The organism is Burkholderia ubonensis (assembly GCF_902833085.1).
GTDB lineage: Bacteria > Pseudomonadota > Gammaproteobacteria > Burkholderiales > Burkholderiaceae > Burkholderia > Burkholderia ubonensis.
On the sequence record NZ_CADFEB010000005.1, the window covers coordinates 102938 to 119607 of the forward strand.

Genomic DNA, 16670 nt, shown 5'->3' on the forward strand with positions numbered 1-16670 from the left:
ATGCATCTGCTGCGCACCACGCCGGGCGGCTTCGTCGACGATACGCAGGGCGTCGTCCGGATCGACCAGCAGCCCGCCGAGATCGTGATCCTGAGCTCGGCGGACACGACGCTGTCGCTGCTCGCGAGCGTCGTGCCGCGTCTGCCGGCGGGCTTCCCGAGCGTGCGGCTCGCGAACGTGACGTTCCTGCGCCAGCCGGCGTCGGTCGATTTCTACGTCGACGACGTGCTGCAGCATGCGAAGACGGTCGTGATCGACCATCTCGGCGGCGAGGCGTACTGGCCGTACGGGATCGAACAGGCGATGTCGCTCGCGTCGCGCCGCGGGCAGCGGCTCGCGATGTTCTCGGGCGACCTGCAGGAAGATCCGAACCTGATCGCGAAGAGCACGGTCGCGCCCGGGTTGTGCCGCCTGTGGTGGCGCTACCTACGCGAGGGCGGCGCGCACAACGCCGAGGCGCTGTTGCGCAGCATCGCGTTTCACACGCTCGGCTTCGGCGACGAACCGGAGCCGCCGCGCCCGCTGCCGGCCGCCGCGCTGTATCACCCGGCGCGCGACCCGGCGAGCATCGACGACTGGCTGCCGCGCTGGACCCCCGGCGCGAGCGTCGTCGCGATCCTGTTCTACAAGGCGCACTGGCAGGCCGCGAACACCGCGGTGTTCGACGCGCTCGCCGACGCGCTGATCCGCGAAGGGCTGAATCCGCTGCCGATCGCGGTGACGTCGCTGAAGGACGCGGTGAGCCGCGAGGTGATCGCGCGGCTTTGCGACGCGCACGGCGTCGCGCTGGTGCTGAACACGACCGCGTTCGCGGCCGGCGCGATCGACAGCCCGGAGCCCGACATCCTCGCGGGCGATGCGCCGGTGCTGCAGGTAATTCTGTCCGGCGGCAATCGCGACGCGTGGGTCGCGGACAACCAGGGCCTGCATGCGCGCGACATCGCGATGCACGTCGCGCTGCCCGAGGTCGACGGGCGCATCGTCACGCGCGCGGTGAGCTTCAAGGGGCTCGCGTACCGCTGCGCGCATACCGAGGTCGACGTGGTGCGCTACCAGCCCGACGCGGAGCGCATCGGCTTCGTCGCGGCGCTCGCGCGCGGCTGGTGCCGGCTGCGCACGCTCGACAATGCGGACAAGCGCGTCGCGCTGATCCTCGCGAACTATCCGCAAAGCGAAGGCCGGATCGGCAACGGCGTCGGGCTCGACACGCCCGCGTCGGCGCTCGGCGTGCTCGCGATGCTGCGCGACGCAGGCTACCGGGTCGCGGACCTGCCGGCCGACGGCGACGCGCTGATCGCGCGGCTCACCGAAGGCGTGACCAACGACCCGGCGATGCACGCGCTGCGGCCCGCGTTCCAGAGCTACGCGCTCGCCGATTACCGCACGCGTTTCGCGCAACTGCCGGCGGCCGTGCGCGATGCGATGAACGAACGCTGGGGGCCGCCCGAAGCGGACCCGACGCTGCGCCAGGGGCGCTTCACGATCGCGGGCTGGCGCGCGGGCAACGTGTTCGTCGGCATCCAGCCGTCGCGCTCGCGCGGCGAGAACGACTACGCGAGCTATCACGACGCGGACCTCGTGCCGCCGCATGCGTATCTCGCGTTCTACTTCTGGCTGCGTCACGCGTTCCGCGTCGACGCGGTGATTCACCTCGGCAAGCACGGCAACCTCGAATGGCTGCCGGGCAAGAGCGTCGCGCTCTCCGATGCATGCTGGCCGGATCTCACGCTCGGGCCGCTGCCGCACCTGTATCCGTTCATCGTCAACGATCCGGGCGAGGGCAGCCAGGCGAAACGGCGCGCGCAGGCGGTGATCGTCGATCACCTGATGCCGCCGCTCACGCGTGCCGAGAACTACGGCCCGCTGCAGGACCTCGAGCGCCAGGTCGACGAATACTACGAAGCGCTGATGGTCGATGCGCGGCGCGCGAAGCTGCTGCGCAAGACCATCCTCGCGACGATCGCCGAGCACCGGCTGCACGACGAGCTGAGCGTCGCGCCGCCGCGCGACGCGAGCGACGAGGACGAACTGCTGACGCGCGTCGACGCGTGGCTGTGCGAGCTGAAGGAAGCGCAGATCCGCGACGGGCTGCACGTGTTCGGCCTGTCGCCGGTCGAGCGCCAGCGGCGCGACACGCTGCTCGCGCTCGCGCGCTTTCCGGTCGGCGACGGCCAGCAGGCGCGCGCCGGGCTGATCGGCGCGCTCGCGCGCGATCTCGCGCTCGGCGACGATTTCGATCCGCTCGCCGCCGACTGGGCCGCGCCGTGGCAGGGGCCGCGCCCGGCGCTGCTGCAGGCGGTCGATGAATCGGCGTGGCGTCACGCGGGCGATACGCGCGAACGGCTCGAACGGTTCGCGCAGGCATGGCTCGATCGCTTGTGCGCGACGGCGCACGGCGACGCATGCGCGCCGCCGCCCGGCGTCTGGACGCACACGCTGCCGGTGATCGAGCGCATTCGTGCGACGCTGATGCCCGCGCTCGACGCGTGCGGCGGCGAGGAGCTGCGCCAGCTGCTGCGCGGGCTCGACGGCCGCTTCGTGCCGCCGGGGCCGAGCGGCTCGCCGTCGCGCGGCCGCCCCGACGTGCTGCCGACCGGCCGCAATTTCTACTCGGTCGACACGCGCGCGGTGCCGACGCAGGCCGCGTGGTCGCTCGGCCTGAAATCCGCGCAGCAGCTGATCGAACGGCATCTGCAGGATCACGGCGACTATCCGCGTGCGATCGGCCTGTCGGTGTGGGGCACCGCGACGATGCGCACCGGCGGCGACGACATCGCGCAGGCGTTCGCGCTGATCGGCGTGCGGCCGAAATGGGCGCACGGCAGCCACCGCGTGACCGACTTCGAGATTTTGCCGATCGAGATCTTCGACCGGCCGCGCATCGACGTGACGCTGCGCGTGTCGGGCTTCTTCCGCGACGCGTTCCCGAACCTGATGCACCTGTTCGACGCGGCCGTGCAGGCGGTCGCGGCGCTCGACGAGCCCGAGCATCTGAACCCGATCCGTGCGCGCATCGAGCGCGAGCGCGCGAAGTGGATCGCGCAAGGCGTGCCGCCCGACGACGCGCGGCGCCGCGCGGGCTGGCGCGTGTTCGGCGCGCGGCCCGGCAGCTACGGCGCGGGCCTGCAGGATCTGATCGACCAGCGGCGCTGGCAGACCGACGCGGATCTGGCCGACGCCTATCGGCAATGGGGCGGCTACGCGTATGCGCAGAACAGCGCGGGCGACGCCGCGCCCGACGTGTTCGGCGAGCGGCTCGCGGCGATCGACGTCGTCGTGCAGAACCAGGACAGCCGCGAGCACGACATCCTCGATTCGAACGACTACTACCAGTTCCAGGGCGGCATGACCGCGGCGGTGCGGCATTTGTCGGGCCGACAGCCGAGCCTGTATCACGGCGACCATGCGAACCCGGCCGCGCCGAAGATGCGCACGCTGCGCGAGGAGATCGCGCGGGTGATCCGCTCGCGCGTCGTGAACCCGAAGTGGCTCGACGGCGTGAAGCGCCACGGCTACAAGGGCGCGGCGGAAATGGCCGCGACGGTCGACTACCTGTACGGCTACGACGCGACCGCGCGCGTGCTCGCCGATCACCAATATGCGCTCGTCGCCGACGCGTACCTGTTCGACGACGCCACGCGCGCGTTCCTCGAACGGCACAACCCGCGTGCGCTGCAGGGCATCTGCGAGCGCTTCGTCGAGGCGATGCAGCGCGGCCTGTGGCAGCAGCCGGGCGACTATCGCGAGCGGATCGAGGCGCTCTGGCTCGCAAGCGAACATCATCTGGAAGGAGGTCGGCGATGACCGATCCGACGCACCGCCTGCGCGCGGCGCTTCCCGCGGTATTCCCGTTTACCGCGCTGGTCGGGCAGGCGGCGCTGCAACAGGCACTGCTGCTCGCGGCGATCGACCCGTCGCTCGGCGGCGTGCTCGTCAGCGGCCCGCGCGGCACCGCGAAATCCACCGCCGCGCGTGCGCTCGCGGCGCTGCTGCCGGAAGGGCAGTTCGTGACGCTGCCGCTGTCGGCGAGCGACGAGCAGGTGACCGGCTCGCTCGACCTCGCGCATGCGCTCGCGGAGAACGGCGTGCGCTTTCGGCCGGGGCTGCTCGCGCGCGCGCATCGCGGCGTGCTGTACGTCGACGAAGTGAACCTGCTGGCCGACGGGCTCGTCGATACGTTGCTCGACGTCGCCGCGAGCGGCGTGAACATCGTCGAGCGCGATGGCGTGTCGCACGCGCACGACGCGCGCTTCGTGCTGGTCGGCACGATGAATCCGGAGGAAGGCGAGCTGCGGCCGCAACTGCTCGATCGCTTCGGGCTGATGGTCGAACTCGAGAATTGCTTCGACGCCGCGCAGCGCGAGCAGATCGTGAAGGCGCGGCTCGCGTTCGATCTCGATCCCGATGCGTTCCGCGCGCGTCACGACGACGCGCAGCGCGCGCTGGCCGGGCGGATACGCGCGGCGCGCGAGCGCGTGGCCGCGCTGACGTTCGGCGACGCGGTGCATGCGCGGGTCAGCGCGCTGTGCATCGACGCGGCCGTCGACGGCTTGCGCGCCGATCTCGTGATGCTGCGCGCGGCGCGCGCGCTTGCAGCGCTCGAAGGCGCGGACGCGGTGACGGTCGAGCATGTCGAGCGCGTCGCGGAAGCGGTGCTGCGGCATCGCCGTTCGCCGCATGCGACGCCGCCTGCGGCGTCGGGGCCGCGCGACGCGGAGCATGCGCCGTCGCAATCGAATGCGGACGGCGCGCGTGACACCTCACCCGATGCGGCGCCGCGTGACGCGGATGAGCAGAGCGACTGGGGCTATCTGCCGCCCGAACCCGCCGGCTTGCAGGCGGTGAAGGGCGTGGTGCCGCTGCCGCTAAAAAAACGCTGAGCCATCGGGCAGGCGCCGCCGCGAGTTCGCTTCGCGGTCCCCGATGGCAGCAGGGCGAAACCGGGCATACGCCGGGCGTGACACGCGCCGGCGTGGCGGTCGCGTGGCCGGCGACGTTTGCGGCCAAGCGCGCCGGACGATTGCAGGCCGAGCATCTGCGGTTCCGCAAGCAGGCGGGCGCGCCGCGCGCGCTGCATTGCTTCGTGCTCGACTGCTCGGCGTCGATGCTGTCGTTCGAGCGGCTCGCGATGGCGAAGGGGCTGATCGTCGCGTACTTCGATGAAGCGGCGCGCGCGCGGGCGGAGACGGCGCTGATCTGTTTCGGCGGGGCCGGCGCGGAGCGCCGGTTCGGGCCGGCGGTGCCGAGGTGGTGGAATGCGCGCTGGGTGGAGCCGGTGGGCGGCGGCGGCGGTACGCCGTTCGTGGACGGAATCGATGCCGCCGCGCGGCTGCTCGCGCGGGAGGCCCGCCGCGAGCCGGATCAGCAGCGGTGGCTGTGGGTGCTGTCGGACGGGCGCACGCGCGAGATGCCGGCACGGCCGAAGGCGGCGGATCATGTCGTGTTCGTCGACTTTGACGATGCCGCCGTGAGGGTCGGGCGCGGGGCAAGGATCGCGGCCGAGTGGGGGGCGGAGTGGGTGGTGGCGGAGGGGTTGTTGCGGGCTTGATGGACAGTTACCGCGGCATCATTGGGGTGACGGTTGCAGGTGCTGCTGCGGGTTGCGTGCTCATTTGACCGGGAAAAGTTGCTTTGGCAGCCCGAGTTTATCAGCGGCCCGAACGGGACTGCTCGAAGCTCGCCATCTGGCCAGTTGTTTGCATGGTGAGCGACAGCTGCCGCCCAGTTTCTTCCGATCATGACAACTATTCCGTAGACAGCTTTCCAAAGTATTTCAGACGGTCAGAGGCCATTTCGATCCTCTCCTCGGTATCAATGGCGGCAGAGGCCACGCGACGGATCATCGTTCAGCGCGCGGATGCGATAATCGTCAGCCTTACCCGTATGGCTACTGGAGCAAAAATGAGCGACAACTTCGACGATTTCATTCGGAAGCAGGTCCGATCTTCGGCTGACGAGGGAAAGCCACTTGACCTTACAAAGGAAAAGCAGACCTGGCTAACGAAGCTTGACGAGTTGTATGAATTGGTGCGTGTGAGTCTGCGCGAATATATTGACGACGGTAGCATCAATATGGAAGTGACGGACTTTCTCTTGCACGAACAGCTACTCGGCAGCTACACGGCGAAGGCCGCCCGGATTATGGTTGGACGACAGGTCGTCACTCTCAAGCCAGTCGGTACGTTTCTTATCGGTGCGCGAGGCCGCGTTGACATGACCGGGCCGCGCGGCATCACAAAATTCGTGATCGTTCCGCCGAACGCTGAACGGGTGCGGGTGACGATTACCGAAGTCAAGCCCGGTGATCAGCCCAAGCCAGCAGAGCCATCTGCACCTCCCGAAACGTGGGTCTGGAAGATTTCAACGCCACCGCCGCGGATCACCTACACGGAGCTGAATGCTGAGTCATTTCGCACCGCACTTATGGGCGTGATGGGAGACGTGAATGGTTGACAAGGTCAGCTTTTCCGAACAGGAGCTGAGCTTGGAGGCAATAGCCTTTCACCACGAGAACGTACAGGCGGCACTGTTCGAATTCTTTTCCGGAAGTTCCGTGTCGCTGCTCTCTCGCTTTTCGCTTGAGAGCGTAGAAAAGGCACGCGACGGCAGCCTTGATGAGCTGGACTTTTCGAGTTCGATGTCGGTCATGGCAGCGCTTGAGGCCGCTATTCGCGTGGACTATCTGTCTCGGGTCTACGAGCGCCGCAAAGACGCATTGTCGAGGTCCATGAGAGACCTTTACAACGAGAAAGCCAATAAGGCAAAACTCGACCGCGACATCCTTCAGCGATGGGCAGATGAAACCCCCGTTTCTGCGAGCTTGGTCCAGCGGGTCGCTTCTGCGTTCAGATATCGACATTGGCTCGCCCACGGTCGCTACTGGACGCCCAAGTTCGGCAGGGAATACGACTACGACACGTTGTATGCCATCGCCGATGAATTCATCGAGGCGATGGATCTATATGCTGCAAGTACCTGACGACCTGACTCATCGAAGTGGTGGGTGACGAAGGCGGCGGAACGCACAGTGCGAACGTCCGGAGCTTCCACGGTTTTCGGACGTTCACGGTACCGATGCCGACGGTGGGCTTTGGGTCGACTCCGGCCGACCCTGGAAAGAATCGAGCGTAGATCTTGGCGTGGCTTTCTGGCCGAGACCTTGTCATATAAGGTGCAGAGACCTATGCATCATCGGTGTGTGATTGCAAAAGCGGCTTCCATAAGCTACTGCCTCGAATCCGTAATTTCCTGCACGTTCTTGTCCATCTGAGCGTTATGGCAAAGGGCGCGTTATTTCCCGCAGAGCGGGGCGGTCATATGGAGCAGAAGGTGTTCGGCCAGGCGGTCCATTTCCATATGCCCTACAGTGAGACGCGGCTGGAACATGTTCGGCCGCGCCTTCCCGTCACGCATTGGGCTTCACACGATCTGCGGTGGACGGCCCGCACGATGTTGGCGAGTCGTTTGTCGGGCATATGTTGCCGGGCGTCGTCGATTTTAAAACCGGCACAATTGCGATAAAGAGCGGCGATATTGGCTGGCGAAGTTGGATTGCCCGACTCAATTCGTGTTTCCTCTCTCCAAGCAAGCCCATCGAAACGCGGGAGAGGGCGCTATCGCGCTCCTTCTCAGCGGAGGCCGTTGCCGCGAGGTAATGGCAGTGCGAGCTGTGCACGTGGCCGAGTCGCTTCTGTTGCTCGTAAGGTGAGGCCGCGCGTTACATGATCGACTCGTATTCGACGTGGCGAGGTGTTTCCGATTTTCTGTATGGTGGCACCATTTTTATGAACGCCACTTTGGCGATCTAAATTAAGGCTGAATCTATTCATAATGATCTGCGAGATTTTGAATAATCTTGCCGGTTGCTGACTTGGATGGGCTGACATAAATGACAGTCTTGAAAGGCGCGGTTTTTGACCTATTTTTAATGTACGTCGCTGCGATGCTTTCTAAATTGATGCAATGCAGAATGGAGGATTTGAATTATTTGACTGTTTGGATAATAAAGTGTCGGCGCGCGACATGGAAATGGCTTGTGGAATAATTCGCGACACTCGTTGCGTTTGGGTGAGAGTTTGATTTATCTGTGGTGTGGCGGATGAGTTGAGTGCCATCTGGAGCGTTGGGTGCGGCCTGCGTTTTTCATCTCTCTATTGCTGAGTGAGTTGCCGAGCGTGCATGAGACCCACAAAGGAAGAAGCGAAAATCCAGGTGGTACGCTCCAGAGTTGGCGATCCGGTCATGCCGATCGTTGCGCGTAATCGTAATTTTTCACGCAGCAAGTGGATTTACGCAACAACACCGCGTCAATGCAAAAAATGAGGAGGTGCTCGCAAAAAAATAAATGAATGACACGATTGCTGCGGCAATGTTGAAAGTTGCGGTGATTTGACGGGTGTGCTCGCTAAACCCAGTGCATTTAACCCATGTTTTAAATAAAATCAAGGTGAATGTTATGGCAAATCCGAAAGACTTCGTCGATCTTCAAGCCGGCTTCTACAACGCTCTCGCCCAGGGCCTGGGATATTCCAACCAAGATCCGTTTCAAGTCGTTCAACCGTCGCCTCCGATTGTGGGCGGCGAAGACGCCGATGACCTGCTCTGGGCCTATCTCAACAATATTCCCATCGCGTCTCTGACGGGGAACACGCAGTTCTCGAGCGGTAATCAATTTCTTACCAATTACCAGGCAGTCATGTCTGCATTGCAGGCAGCGCCGAACAACTTCCAATCCACGATCGGGCCGGCATGCTGGGATCGGTATCAACGTGCGCTGAGGGACGGGGACGTTAAACCGGGTCCTGTGCAGTTTCGCAATTGGGCACTGTATAGCGAACCGTGTTCGGCCGTCGCAGTGTCGGGTGCGTCTGCCCTGGCGGCCGCGATGCTTGATCCGATTTTCGCCGCGCAGATGAACGTCCTGCCCTACAAGCCTGCCGGTTCCGAGCCGGTCACCTTCGTTCCCGGCTACTCGAAGATGCTCACCTTGCTCAAGAAGGCACCGAGCCGATCCTTCAGTGTCGCGACGAACAGCTGGCAAACCGATGTGTCTCACACGTGGACCAAAGGTGGGAACAGCGGTTTCTTCGGGCTATGGGGCGGCAGCAGCTATACGTCCACGCTGAGCCAGAAATTTGCATCCAGCGGCGTGTCCTTGGACGCAACGTTCCAAAACGTGCTGCCGTTCAACGCGACACCGGGCGACTGGTACAGCTCGGCTGCGCTCGGCCTCGCATTCAACAGCCCAGGCAGTGCGCCGTGGAACCCTGGCAGCCCAATCAACTGGGAAAAGACGTTCGGATCGTCGGGCAACATGCAACGGTTCGCATCGAGCCTCCTGATCGCCAACAAGATGGATATCACGGTCAAGTCAGACGCGACCTATAGCGAGAGTGAGCAGGCGGAGATCAGAAACAACAAGCACTCGGGTTTGTGGCCGTTCTATAGCTCCAGTAGCTCCAGCGGGTCTAGCACGAGTGCGTCGTTCGATGCCTCGGGAAAAATGGTCGTCAGGATCACCTCCGAGGTGAACGTGCCAGTCGTCATCGGCTGTATCGTTCTTTCCGCAGCCCAGTATCTCGGCCATGAAGCGCAGGCGTCGAAGATGCTTGCCGACAGGTTCTACGGCTGACGTAAGGCATCTCTACCTTGGCCGGTATGACCTTCGCAGAAGGAAGCTGCCGCGCTGTGCTCATTTCGGGCGGGATCCTTTGGATCCCGCGTCTTTCTCCATCGAAGAAAGGTCAAACTCATGACTTCGTTCGTCGAGCTGCAAGGTCGCTTCGTCACCGCGGAATTCGCTGCGCTTGGGTTTGCCGAGTCGGGCGGGCAAGTGCTGCAGCCAGCCTCATTGCCCTGGCCGGGGGATAACGAGTCGCTGTGGTCCTACTTCAATACAATTCCGGCTGACTTATCGATCTATGCACCAAGCGGTGGCGACACATTTTTTGCAGCGTATTCCGCGTTGATCCACTCATTGGAAGCCGGACCCAATCCGCTCGATCCGATCGCGGTCGCCAAGCGTCGCCTCGACGAATGGGGAGACCGGCCGCCCACCTGGAACGTCGACTACACGGGCTTCATGAGGCAGCTTGCGAATGCTCCCGGTGTCAAGTTTCCGTTCAGTAGCGAGGCCGAGCCCAATGCGGGATTCTGGGGCATTTGGGGTGGTAGCGAACCAATTTCGGGACCTAGTGCGCAATTCGCTGCTGGCAACGTATCCGGCCGGTTCGAATTCAAACACGTGCTGCGGTTCTCGCCAACACCTTCCAGCTGGTACGTTTCTTCAGCGCTATCACTTGCGCATGCTACGACGAGCGGCCCCCCCTGGAAACCGGGTTCAGCGATCAATTGGCAATCCACGTTTGGCCCTCAAGGCAACATGCAGCGCTTCGTGGCGAGCTTGCTCGCCGTTTCGGATATGGACGTCGAATACTCATCAAGCGCGGCGCTAAGCAAGGTCGACCAGCAATTGATCCAGGCCAATCAAGCGGAAGGCATGTGGCCGTACTATCTGAACGGCGCGGCGACTTCCACATACATTCGTTTCAATGACGCGGGTCAGATGACGGTGGGGATCACCAGCCAGCAGCAAACGCCGATCATCCTCGCCGCGTCCGTGCTAACCGCGGCGCAATTCCTCGGAGGCTAAGGGTAGCGCGGTGCAATGCTCGGTCGTCGACGGCGCCTGCAATCGGCTCAAATTCGGTATGGAGCGCCGTCGATGGCAGTGGCTTATAAGTAAATTGACGATCTGAAGGGGCTGGCCAGGCTCCATTGGCGCTTGCCTTGCGACGGCCTGTCCCGCAGTTTGCGGGGGGCAAGAACTCCGACACTGTTCTCGCTTCCGCCCATGCCGACCTCGTCGGCCATTACGGAAATGCGGAATCCAGCAATGCACGGCTCGAAGCGATCCGACGCTTGTCCTCGACGGTCGCCAATACGTCCGTCAGGTCAGGGCGCTGCCCTTTGGCCGCCGTCGCTGTTGCAAACTCGGGCTGCCGCAAAAACCTGGCGCGATGATGTGCGGCCATGTGCGCCGTGAGCCTCGGGCTTGCGCCCGATCGTCCAGCGCGGGTATCGTTACGCGGCCTGATTTCATCGGAGGAATGCATGTCGCTAACTCACCTTCTCGTACCAACCTTCTCCCAGTTTCTGCGCGGCCTGTCGTCGTGGCTCGACAAGGCCGCCGCCCATCGGCAGGCGATAGACGCCGAGCCGGATGCGCTGTTGTCGGAGCGGCTTGCCGCCGACATGTATCCGCTCGCGGCGCAGATCCGCTTCGCCTGCTTTCAAGCGCTTGAGCCCGTCTGCCGGCTGCGCGGCGAACCGCTTCCGGACGCGCTGCTGGCGGTGCGGCAGGAAGGATGGAATGCCAACGCGCAGCCGGGCACGTGGTCCGATGCGAAGGCGCACATCGCCGACGCACTTGCGTTGCTCGACGATCTGTCGCCGACCGCGCTCGACCAAGGCAGCACGCTGCCGATTGCGCTCGAACTGCCCAACGGCGTCGTCTTCGACATGACGGGCGAGCAGTACGCGCGCGACTGGGCGCTGCCGCAGTTCTACTTTCACGTGATCACCGCGTACGCGATCCTGCGCAACCAGGGCGTCGAACTCGGCAAGGCGGACTACGTGTCGTACATGCTCGCGTATCTGCGGCCCGGCACGATGCCGCAAGGCTGATCGCATCCGGCATGACGCGGGCACTGTTCATCTGCAGCCGGAACCGGCTGCGAAGCCCGACGGCGGAAGAATGGTTCGCCGGCTGGCCGGGCATCGAAACGGATTCGGCCGGCGTCGCGCCCGATGCGGAGTCGGTCGTGTCGCGCGAGCAGATCGCGTGGGCCGACGTCATCTTCGTGATGGAGCGCGCGCACAAGGCGAAGCTGTCGAAGCAGTTCGGCGCGGACTTGCGCAACAAGAAAATCATCTGCCTCGACATTCCCGACAAGTACGCGTTCATGCAGCCGGAACTGATCGCGCTGCTCGAGCGCAGGGCCGGGAAATTCCTGCGATCGTGAGCGGCGGGGCTCAGCGATCGCCGTCTTGCCACGTATGAACCTGCTTGCCGTCCTTCCGGAGCAGCGCCGACCTCAGCAAGCCGAATCCTTTCAGCCGGAAGAACAGCGCGAAGTAGGCCTGCTCCAGCGCTTCCCAGGTGTCGTAGGATTCCGCGCCGCCCTCCGCGCCGTCGCAATAGAGGTCGCCGTTGGGCTGACCCGCGAACGGTTTCGATGTCCACGCGCCGATCAACGGCGCCTTCCAGAGCTCGCCCTTGATCGACCTGAGCACGGGTTGCGTTCCGGTCGCCTCCGGGGCGAACGCAATCAGCCGGCGCTCGTTGTCGTCGACGTGCAGCCTGCCGCATGACGGGCATTGATAGCAGGCGCGCGCATACGAATGATCGACGTAGCCGCGCGACTGGCTCGCTTCGGCAAAGTCCTCCCAATCCTGATCCGCGATCAGATACGCCTTGTTGGCGAGGAAATCGGTTTGGTCGTAGATGACGGTTCCGCAGATGCAGGCGAAATTCATGGGTATTGGTAATGGTTTCGGAAATCGCTTCAGTTGGCCGACGTACAGCCGGAACAGCCGGACCGGATGATAGCAGCGCGGTCCCGCGTCGCGCCGAAACGACACCTCAAGCACGCATCGTCAGGAAAATCGTCGACCCATTTATGGCCGGATATAGTCGAGCACCGGAAGGTGACGATGCGCGGGCTCATGCTCGCTGCGCATCGCGCCTGACCAGAACAATATCGGCTACGGGTGTAACGACATGAGCGACTTCGACAAGACCACTTCCGGATCGATCGGAGCACTGATCGCGGGCATCGCGATGATTGCCGCCGGCATCGGCGTCGGCGTGTATCCGGCGTTGCGCGAAGCACCGGCCCGGCTCAGCGAATTCGTGGCCGTCGGCATCATGATGCTCGGCGCCTTCGTCGTCGTGTATCAAGGCCGCGAACTTCGGCGCAAACGATTGCGCTAAAGAGCACCTTCGCGTTTCTCGCCGGCGTCGGCGCGCCACGCCGCGCCCGGGCTGCGTCAATACGAGCCGGCGCTCGACAGCAGGTCGTCGACGATGATCTCGCCGGCCGTGCGGCCCGCGCTGAGCGCGTCCAGGCTGTCGGCGAACGGTTGCCCGCGATCGTCCGCGAGCCGCACCGGCGAGAAGAAGATCGACGTAGTATGGCCCGCCCGCACCTGGACCACGGCGACGTAGCCGGGGGCCGGCGCGGCCATGTCGGCCGCTTCGGCCGGCTGATGCTCGCAGCGCACTTCGATCGTGTATCCGCGGTAGGTGTACAGGCTCGTCATGTCGGGCTCGCTGAAAGTGACGCGACGTCACGCGCGCGTCGTGGGTGCAACCGGCTTGCTACGCACGGCGTCGGCGGAATCGCGATGCCGATGAAAAATCCTGGCGGCCGCGCACGTGCGCGGTGTCCGCACCTGTCGCACGCGAGCCGCTTGCAACAGGCCGATAACGGGTAACTGTCCTTCGTCTGACATATTCGGCGTGCCGCTGCCGCTGCCGATGCGGCAATCGGCGGCCGCTCTTCCCGGGACGCACGAAGATGCGTCCGACCGAGCGCTCACCGCCCACGCGTTGCCGAAAGAATAGGTTAACTCGTGCGAAATGGTGAGCAAAAAATGCATCGCATCCGAAACAATGGATAGCGTGCCGCCGCCGCTTCACGAATACCGGTAGATCCCGTGTCGCGTCGGCCTGACATGCCGCACGTGGTGGCGATGCCGTTTGACTGCCGCGTGGCGGTGATGCCGGTGCAGCCTCGCGTGCGGCCGCCGCGGCGCGGGCCGCGACGTCGGCACCGCGCCCTGCGGCAGCGGCGGCGTCTGCACCGCGCCCGGCAGCGGCGCGGGTTGCGCCGGTTGCGCCGCGCCCTGCGGCTGCGTCCCGCCTTCGCCGAATTGATAGGTCTGGGTCTGCGCGTGCGTGACGCTCAGCGTCGCCGCGATCGTCACGGCGGCCAGCAGCAAGCGTTTCATGAAAGCTCCGGATTCGGGACCGTCGGAATGCCAGCTTAGCGAACGGCAGCGCGGCGCGGCAACCGGATCGCGTCCGTCCTCCTCGAGGCTCGCCCAATGCGCCGCCGTCGCGCACGCGCTCGTGCGATCAGCATTTTCATCGCTTGACACGAATATTCCCGTGCGTGAATATAAATTCACATACAGGAATTCAGCGTCGAATCGAAGCCGGCCCGATCGCCACGCGGAGCCCGCCGATCCGGCGTGCCGATCGACCGGAGCAGGAGCGAGACACATGGCGGAACACGAACAGCAGGGTGCGCTGACGGGCTTGCGCATCGTCGATCTGTCGCGGGTGCTGGGCGGCCCTTATGCGACGCAGATCCTGGCCGACCACGGCGCGGAAGTGATCAAGGTCGAGCCGCCGTCGGGCGACGAGACGCGCACCTGGGGGCCGCCGTTCGAAGGCGACACGGCGTCGTATTTCCTCGGCGTGAACCGCAACAAGCTCGGCGTCGCGCTCGACCTGTCGCAGCCGGCGGACCGCGAACGGCTGCTCGGCCTGCTCGAGCACGCCGACGCGCTCGTCGAGAACTTTCGGATCGGCACGATGGAGCGCTGGGGGCTCGGCTTCGACGCGCTGCATGCGCGCTTCCCGCGGCTCGTCTATTGCCGCGTGTCGGGCTTCGGCGCGGACGGGCCGCTCGGCGCGCTGCCCGGCTACGACGCGGCGGTGCAGGCGTGCACCGGGTTGATGAGCGTGAACGGGGAGGCGGGCGGGCCGCCGCTGCGGATCGGCGTGCCGATCGTCGATCTCGTCACCGGGCTGAACGCCGCGCTCGGCGTGCTGATGGCGCTGCGCGAGCGCGACGCGAGCGGCGCGGGGCAGTTCGTCGAAGCGACGCTGTTCGACAGCGCGCTGTCGATCCTGCATCCGCACACGCCGAACTATTTCCATTCGGGCCGCGAGCCCGCGCGCACCGGCAACGCGCATCCGAACATCACGCCGTACGACAGCTTCCGCACCGGCACGGTCGACATCTTCGTCGCGGTCGGCAACAACGGGCAGTTCGCGGCACTATGCGCGGAGCTCGGCGCGCCGGCGTGGCTCGACGATCCGCGCTTCGCCGACAACCGCGCGCGCAACGCGAACCGGGCGGCGCTGCGCACGTTGCTCGAAACCCGGTTCGCCGCGCACGACGGCGCGGCGCTCGCCGACCGGCTGATCCGCCGCGGCGTGCCGTGCGCGCCGGTGCTCGGCCTGGCGGCCGCGCTCGACCACCCGCATACCGCGCACCGGGCGATGCGGGTCGAGCTCGGCAAGCATCGCGGGATCGCGTCGCCGATCAAGCTCGGCCGCACGCCCGCAACGTACCGGATGCCGCCGCCCGCGCTGAACGAGCATGCGCAGCAAGTGTTCGCACCGGCCGACGACCGCGCGCCGTCATGAGCGGCGCGGCCGCCCACGTGTCCCGGGAGGCATCCCATGCAATTCGACCTGACCGACGACCAGCGCGCGATCGAACGCGCGATCGAGCAAATCTGCGCGCGCTTCGGCGACGACTACTGGCTCGAGCGCGACCGTGAGGGCGGGTTCCCGGCCGACTTCCACGCGGCGCTCGCGCAGGCCGGCTGGCTCGGCATCGCGATGGACCCGGCCCACGGCGGCGCCGGGCTCGGCATGACCGAGGCCGCGCTGATGATGCGTGCGATCAGCGCGTCTGGCGCGGGGCTGTCGGGCGCGTCGGCCGTGCACATGAACATCTTCGGGCTGAACCCGGTGCAGGTGTTCGGCACCGACGCGCAGAAGGCGCGCTTCCTGCCGCCGCTGATCGCGGGGCGCGACAAGGCGTGCTTCGCGGTGACGGAGCCCGACGCGGGCCTCGACACGACGCACCTGACGACGCACGCGCGGCGCGACGGCGACCACTACGTGCTGAACGGCCGCAAGATCTGGATCTCGACCGCGCAGGTCGCGAACAGGATGCTGATCATCGCGCGCACGACGCCGCTCGAGCAGGTCGCGAAGCCGACCGACGGGCTGAGCCTGTTCTATACGGCGCTCGACCGCACGCGCGTCGAGGTGCGCGAGATCGACAAGATGGGGCGCAAGGCGGTCGATTCGAACATGCTGTTCATCGACGACCTGCGCGTGCCGCGCGACGACCTGATCGGCCACGAGGGCGAAGGCTTCCGGTATCTGCTGCATGGCCTCAATCCGGAGCGGATCCTGATCGCCGCGGAAGCGATCGGGCTCGGGCAGGCGGCGCTGCGGCGCGCGACGCAGTATGCGCGCGAACGCGTCGTGTTCGGCCGGCCGATCGGGCAGAACCAGTCGATCCAGCATCCGCTCGCGCAGGCGTGGATGCAGCTCGAGGCCGCATGGCTGATGGTGATGAAGGCCGCGACCCGCTACGACGCGGGGCAGCCGTGCGGCGCGGAAGCGAACGCCGCGAAGTACCTCGGCGCGGAAAGCGCGTTCCAGGCCTGCCAGACGGCGATCGCGACGCACGGCGGGATGGGCTACGCGAAGGAATACCACGTCGAGCGCTACCTGCGCGAGTGTATGATCCCGAGGCTCGCGCCCGTGAGCCCGCAACTGATCCTGTGCTACATCGCGGAGAAGGTGCTGGGCCTGCCGAAGTCGTACTGATCGTATCGACCGGGCGGCCCGTTCA

The 16670-nt window shown here is 65.3% G+C and carries 15 protein-coding genes; 12 read left to right on the forward strand and 3 right to left on the reverse strand.

The annotated features are described in order from the left end of the window. The 9 genes from cobN (at position 1) to HWX31_RS14925 (ending at position 12023) form a co-directional block, all read left to right on the forward strand. Positions 1 to 3804: a cobaltochelatase subunit CobN gene (gene cobN, locus HWX31_RS14885; RefSeq protein ID WP_174965795.1), complete on the forward strand. Its 3804-nt coding sequence runs from the start codon at positions 1 to 3 to the stop codon at positions 3802 to 3804. Further along, positions 3801 to 4880, forward strand: coding sequence for a magnesium chelatase ATPase subunit I (locus HWX31_RS14890; protein ID WP_174965796.1), 1080 nt, complete (start codon positions 3801 to 3803; stop codon positions 4878 to 4880). The genes cobN and HWX31_RS14890 overlap by 4 nt, the downstream gene beginning before the upstream one ends. 92 nt (positions 4881 to 4972) lie before the next feature. Next, positions 4973 to 5548 carry a vWA domain-containing protein gene (locus HWX31_RS14895; RefSeq protein ID WP_244143751.1) on the forward strand — a complete coding sequence of 192 codons (576 nt, stop codon included), beginning with the start codon at positions 4973 to 4975 and terminating at the stop codon, positions 5546 to 5548. A 152-nt stretch (positions 5549 to 5700) separates the two neighbouring features. Further along, complete coding sequence (locus HWX31_RS14900) at positions 5701 to 6453, forward strand: hypothetical protein (protein ID WP_174965798.1); 753 nt, start codon at positions 5701 to 5703, stop codon at positions 6451 to 6453. After that, entirely contained in the window at positions 6446 to 6979 is a 534-nt protein-coding gene (locus tag HWX31_RS14905; RefSeq protein WP_174965799.1) for a hypothetical protein, read from the forward strand. Before HWX31_RS14900 ends, HWX31_RS14905 begins: the two co-directional genes overlap by 8 nt. A 1476-nt stretch (positions 6980 to 8455) precedes the next feature. After that, positions 8456 to 9631, forward strand: a complete 1176-nt coding sequence (locus HWX31_RS14910) for a hypothetical protein (protein ID WP_174965800.1) — start codon at positions 8456 to 8458, stop codon at positions 9629 to 9631. Between the two features lie 120 nt (positions 9632 to 9751). After that, entirely contained in the window at positions 9752 to 10651 is a 900-nt protein-coding gene (locus HWX31_RS14915) for a hypothetical protein (protein ID WP_174965801.1), read from the forward strand. A 461-nt stretch (positions 10652 to 11112) separates the two neighbouring features. Then, the gene (locus HWX31_RS14920; RefSeq protein WP_174965802.1) at positions 11113 to 11685 is read left to right on the forward strand and encodes a DUF1993 domain-containing protein; all 573 of its coding nucleotides are present in this window, start codon (positions 11113 to 11115) and stop codon (positions 11683 to 11685) included. An 11-nt stretch (positions 11686 to 11696) separates the two neighbouring features. After that, positions 11697 to 12023, forward strand: coding sequence for a low molecular weight protein tyrosine phosphatase family protein (locus HWX31_RS14925; protein ID WP_174965803.1), 327 nt, complete (start codon positions 11697 to 11699; stop codon positions 12021 to 12023). Between the two features lie 10 nt (positions 12024 to 12033). Here HWX31_RS14925 and HWX31_RS14930 read toward each other — a convergent pair whose 3' ends face one another. After that, the gene (locus HWX31_RS14930) at positions 12034 to 12651 is read right to left on the reverse strand and encodes a hypothetical protein (protein ID WP_244143752.1); all 618 of its coding nucleotides are present in this window, start codon (positions 12649 to 12651) and stop codon (positions 12034 to 12036) included. A gap of 130 nt (positions 12652 to 12781) precedes the next feature. On the opposite strand from HWX31_RS14930, the gene HWX31_RS14935 reads away from it, so the two are divergent. Next, positions 12782 to 12994 carry a hypothetical protein gene (locus HWX31_RS14935; RefSeq protein ID WP_174965804.1) on the forward strand — a complete coding sequence of 71 codons (213 nt, stop codon included), beginning with the start codon at positions 12782 to 12784 and terminating at the stop codon, positions 12992 to 12994. Positions 12995 to 13050: 56 nt separating this feature from the next. Here the strand turns inward: HWX31_RS14935 and HWX31_RS14940 are convergent, their stop codons facing one another. Both HWX31_RS14940 and HWX31_RS14945 read right to left on the reverse strand, forming a co-directional pair. Then, positions 13051 to 13323, reverse strand: a complete 273-nt coding sequence (locus HWX31_RS14940; protein ID WP_174965805.1) for a hydrogenase maturation factor — start codon at positions 13321 to 13323, stop codon at positions 13051 to 13053. A 375-nt stretch (positions 13324 to 13698) separates the two neighbouring features. Continuing rightward, positions 13699 to 14013 carry a hypothetical protein gene (locus HWX31_RS14945; protein WP_059773803.1) on the reverse strand — a complete coding sequence of 105 codons (315 nt, stop codon included), beginning with the start codon at positions 14011 to 14013 and terminating at the stop codon, positions 13699 to 13701. Between the two features lie 274 nt (positions 14014 to 14287). Here HWX31_RS14945 and HWX31_RS14950 point away from each other — a divergent pair, with 274 nt between their 5' ends. Together HWX31_RS14950 and HWX31_RS14955 are read left to right on the forward strand one after the other, a co-directional pair. Then, entirely contained in the window at positions 14288 to 15442 is a 1155-nt protein-coding gene (locus tag HWX31_RS14950) for a CaiB/BaiF CoA transferase family protein (protein WP_174965806.1), read from the forward strand. Positions 15443 to 15478: 36 nt separating this feature from the next. Beyond that, positions 15479 to 16645 (forward strand): acyl-CoA dehydrogenase family protein, encoded by a 1167-nt coding sequence (locus tag HWX31_RS14955; protein WP_174965807.1) that lies wholly within the window; start codon positions 15479 to 15481, stop codon positions 16643 to 16645. The last annotated feature ends 25 nt before the right edge of the window (positions 16646 to 16670 follow it).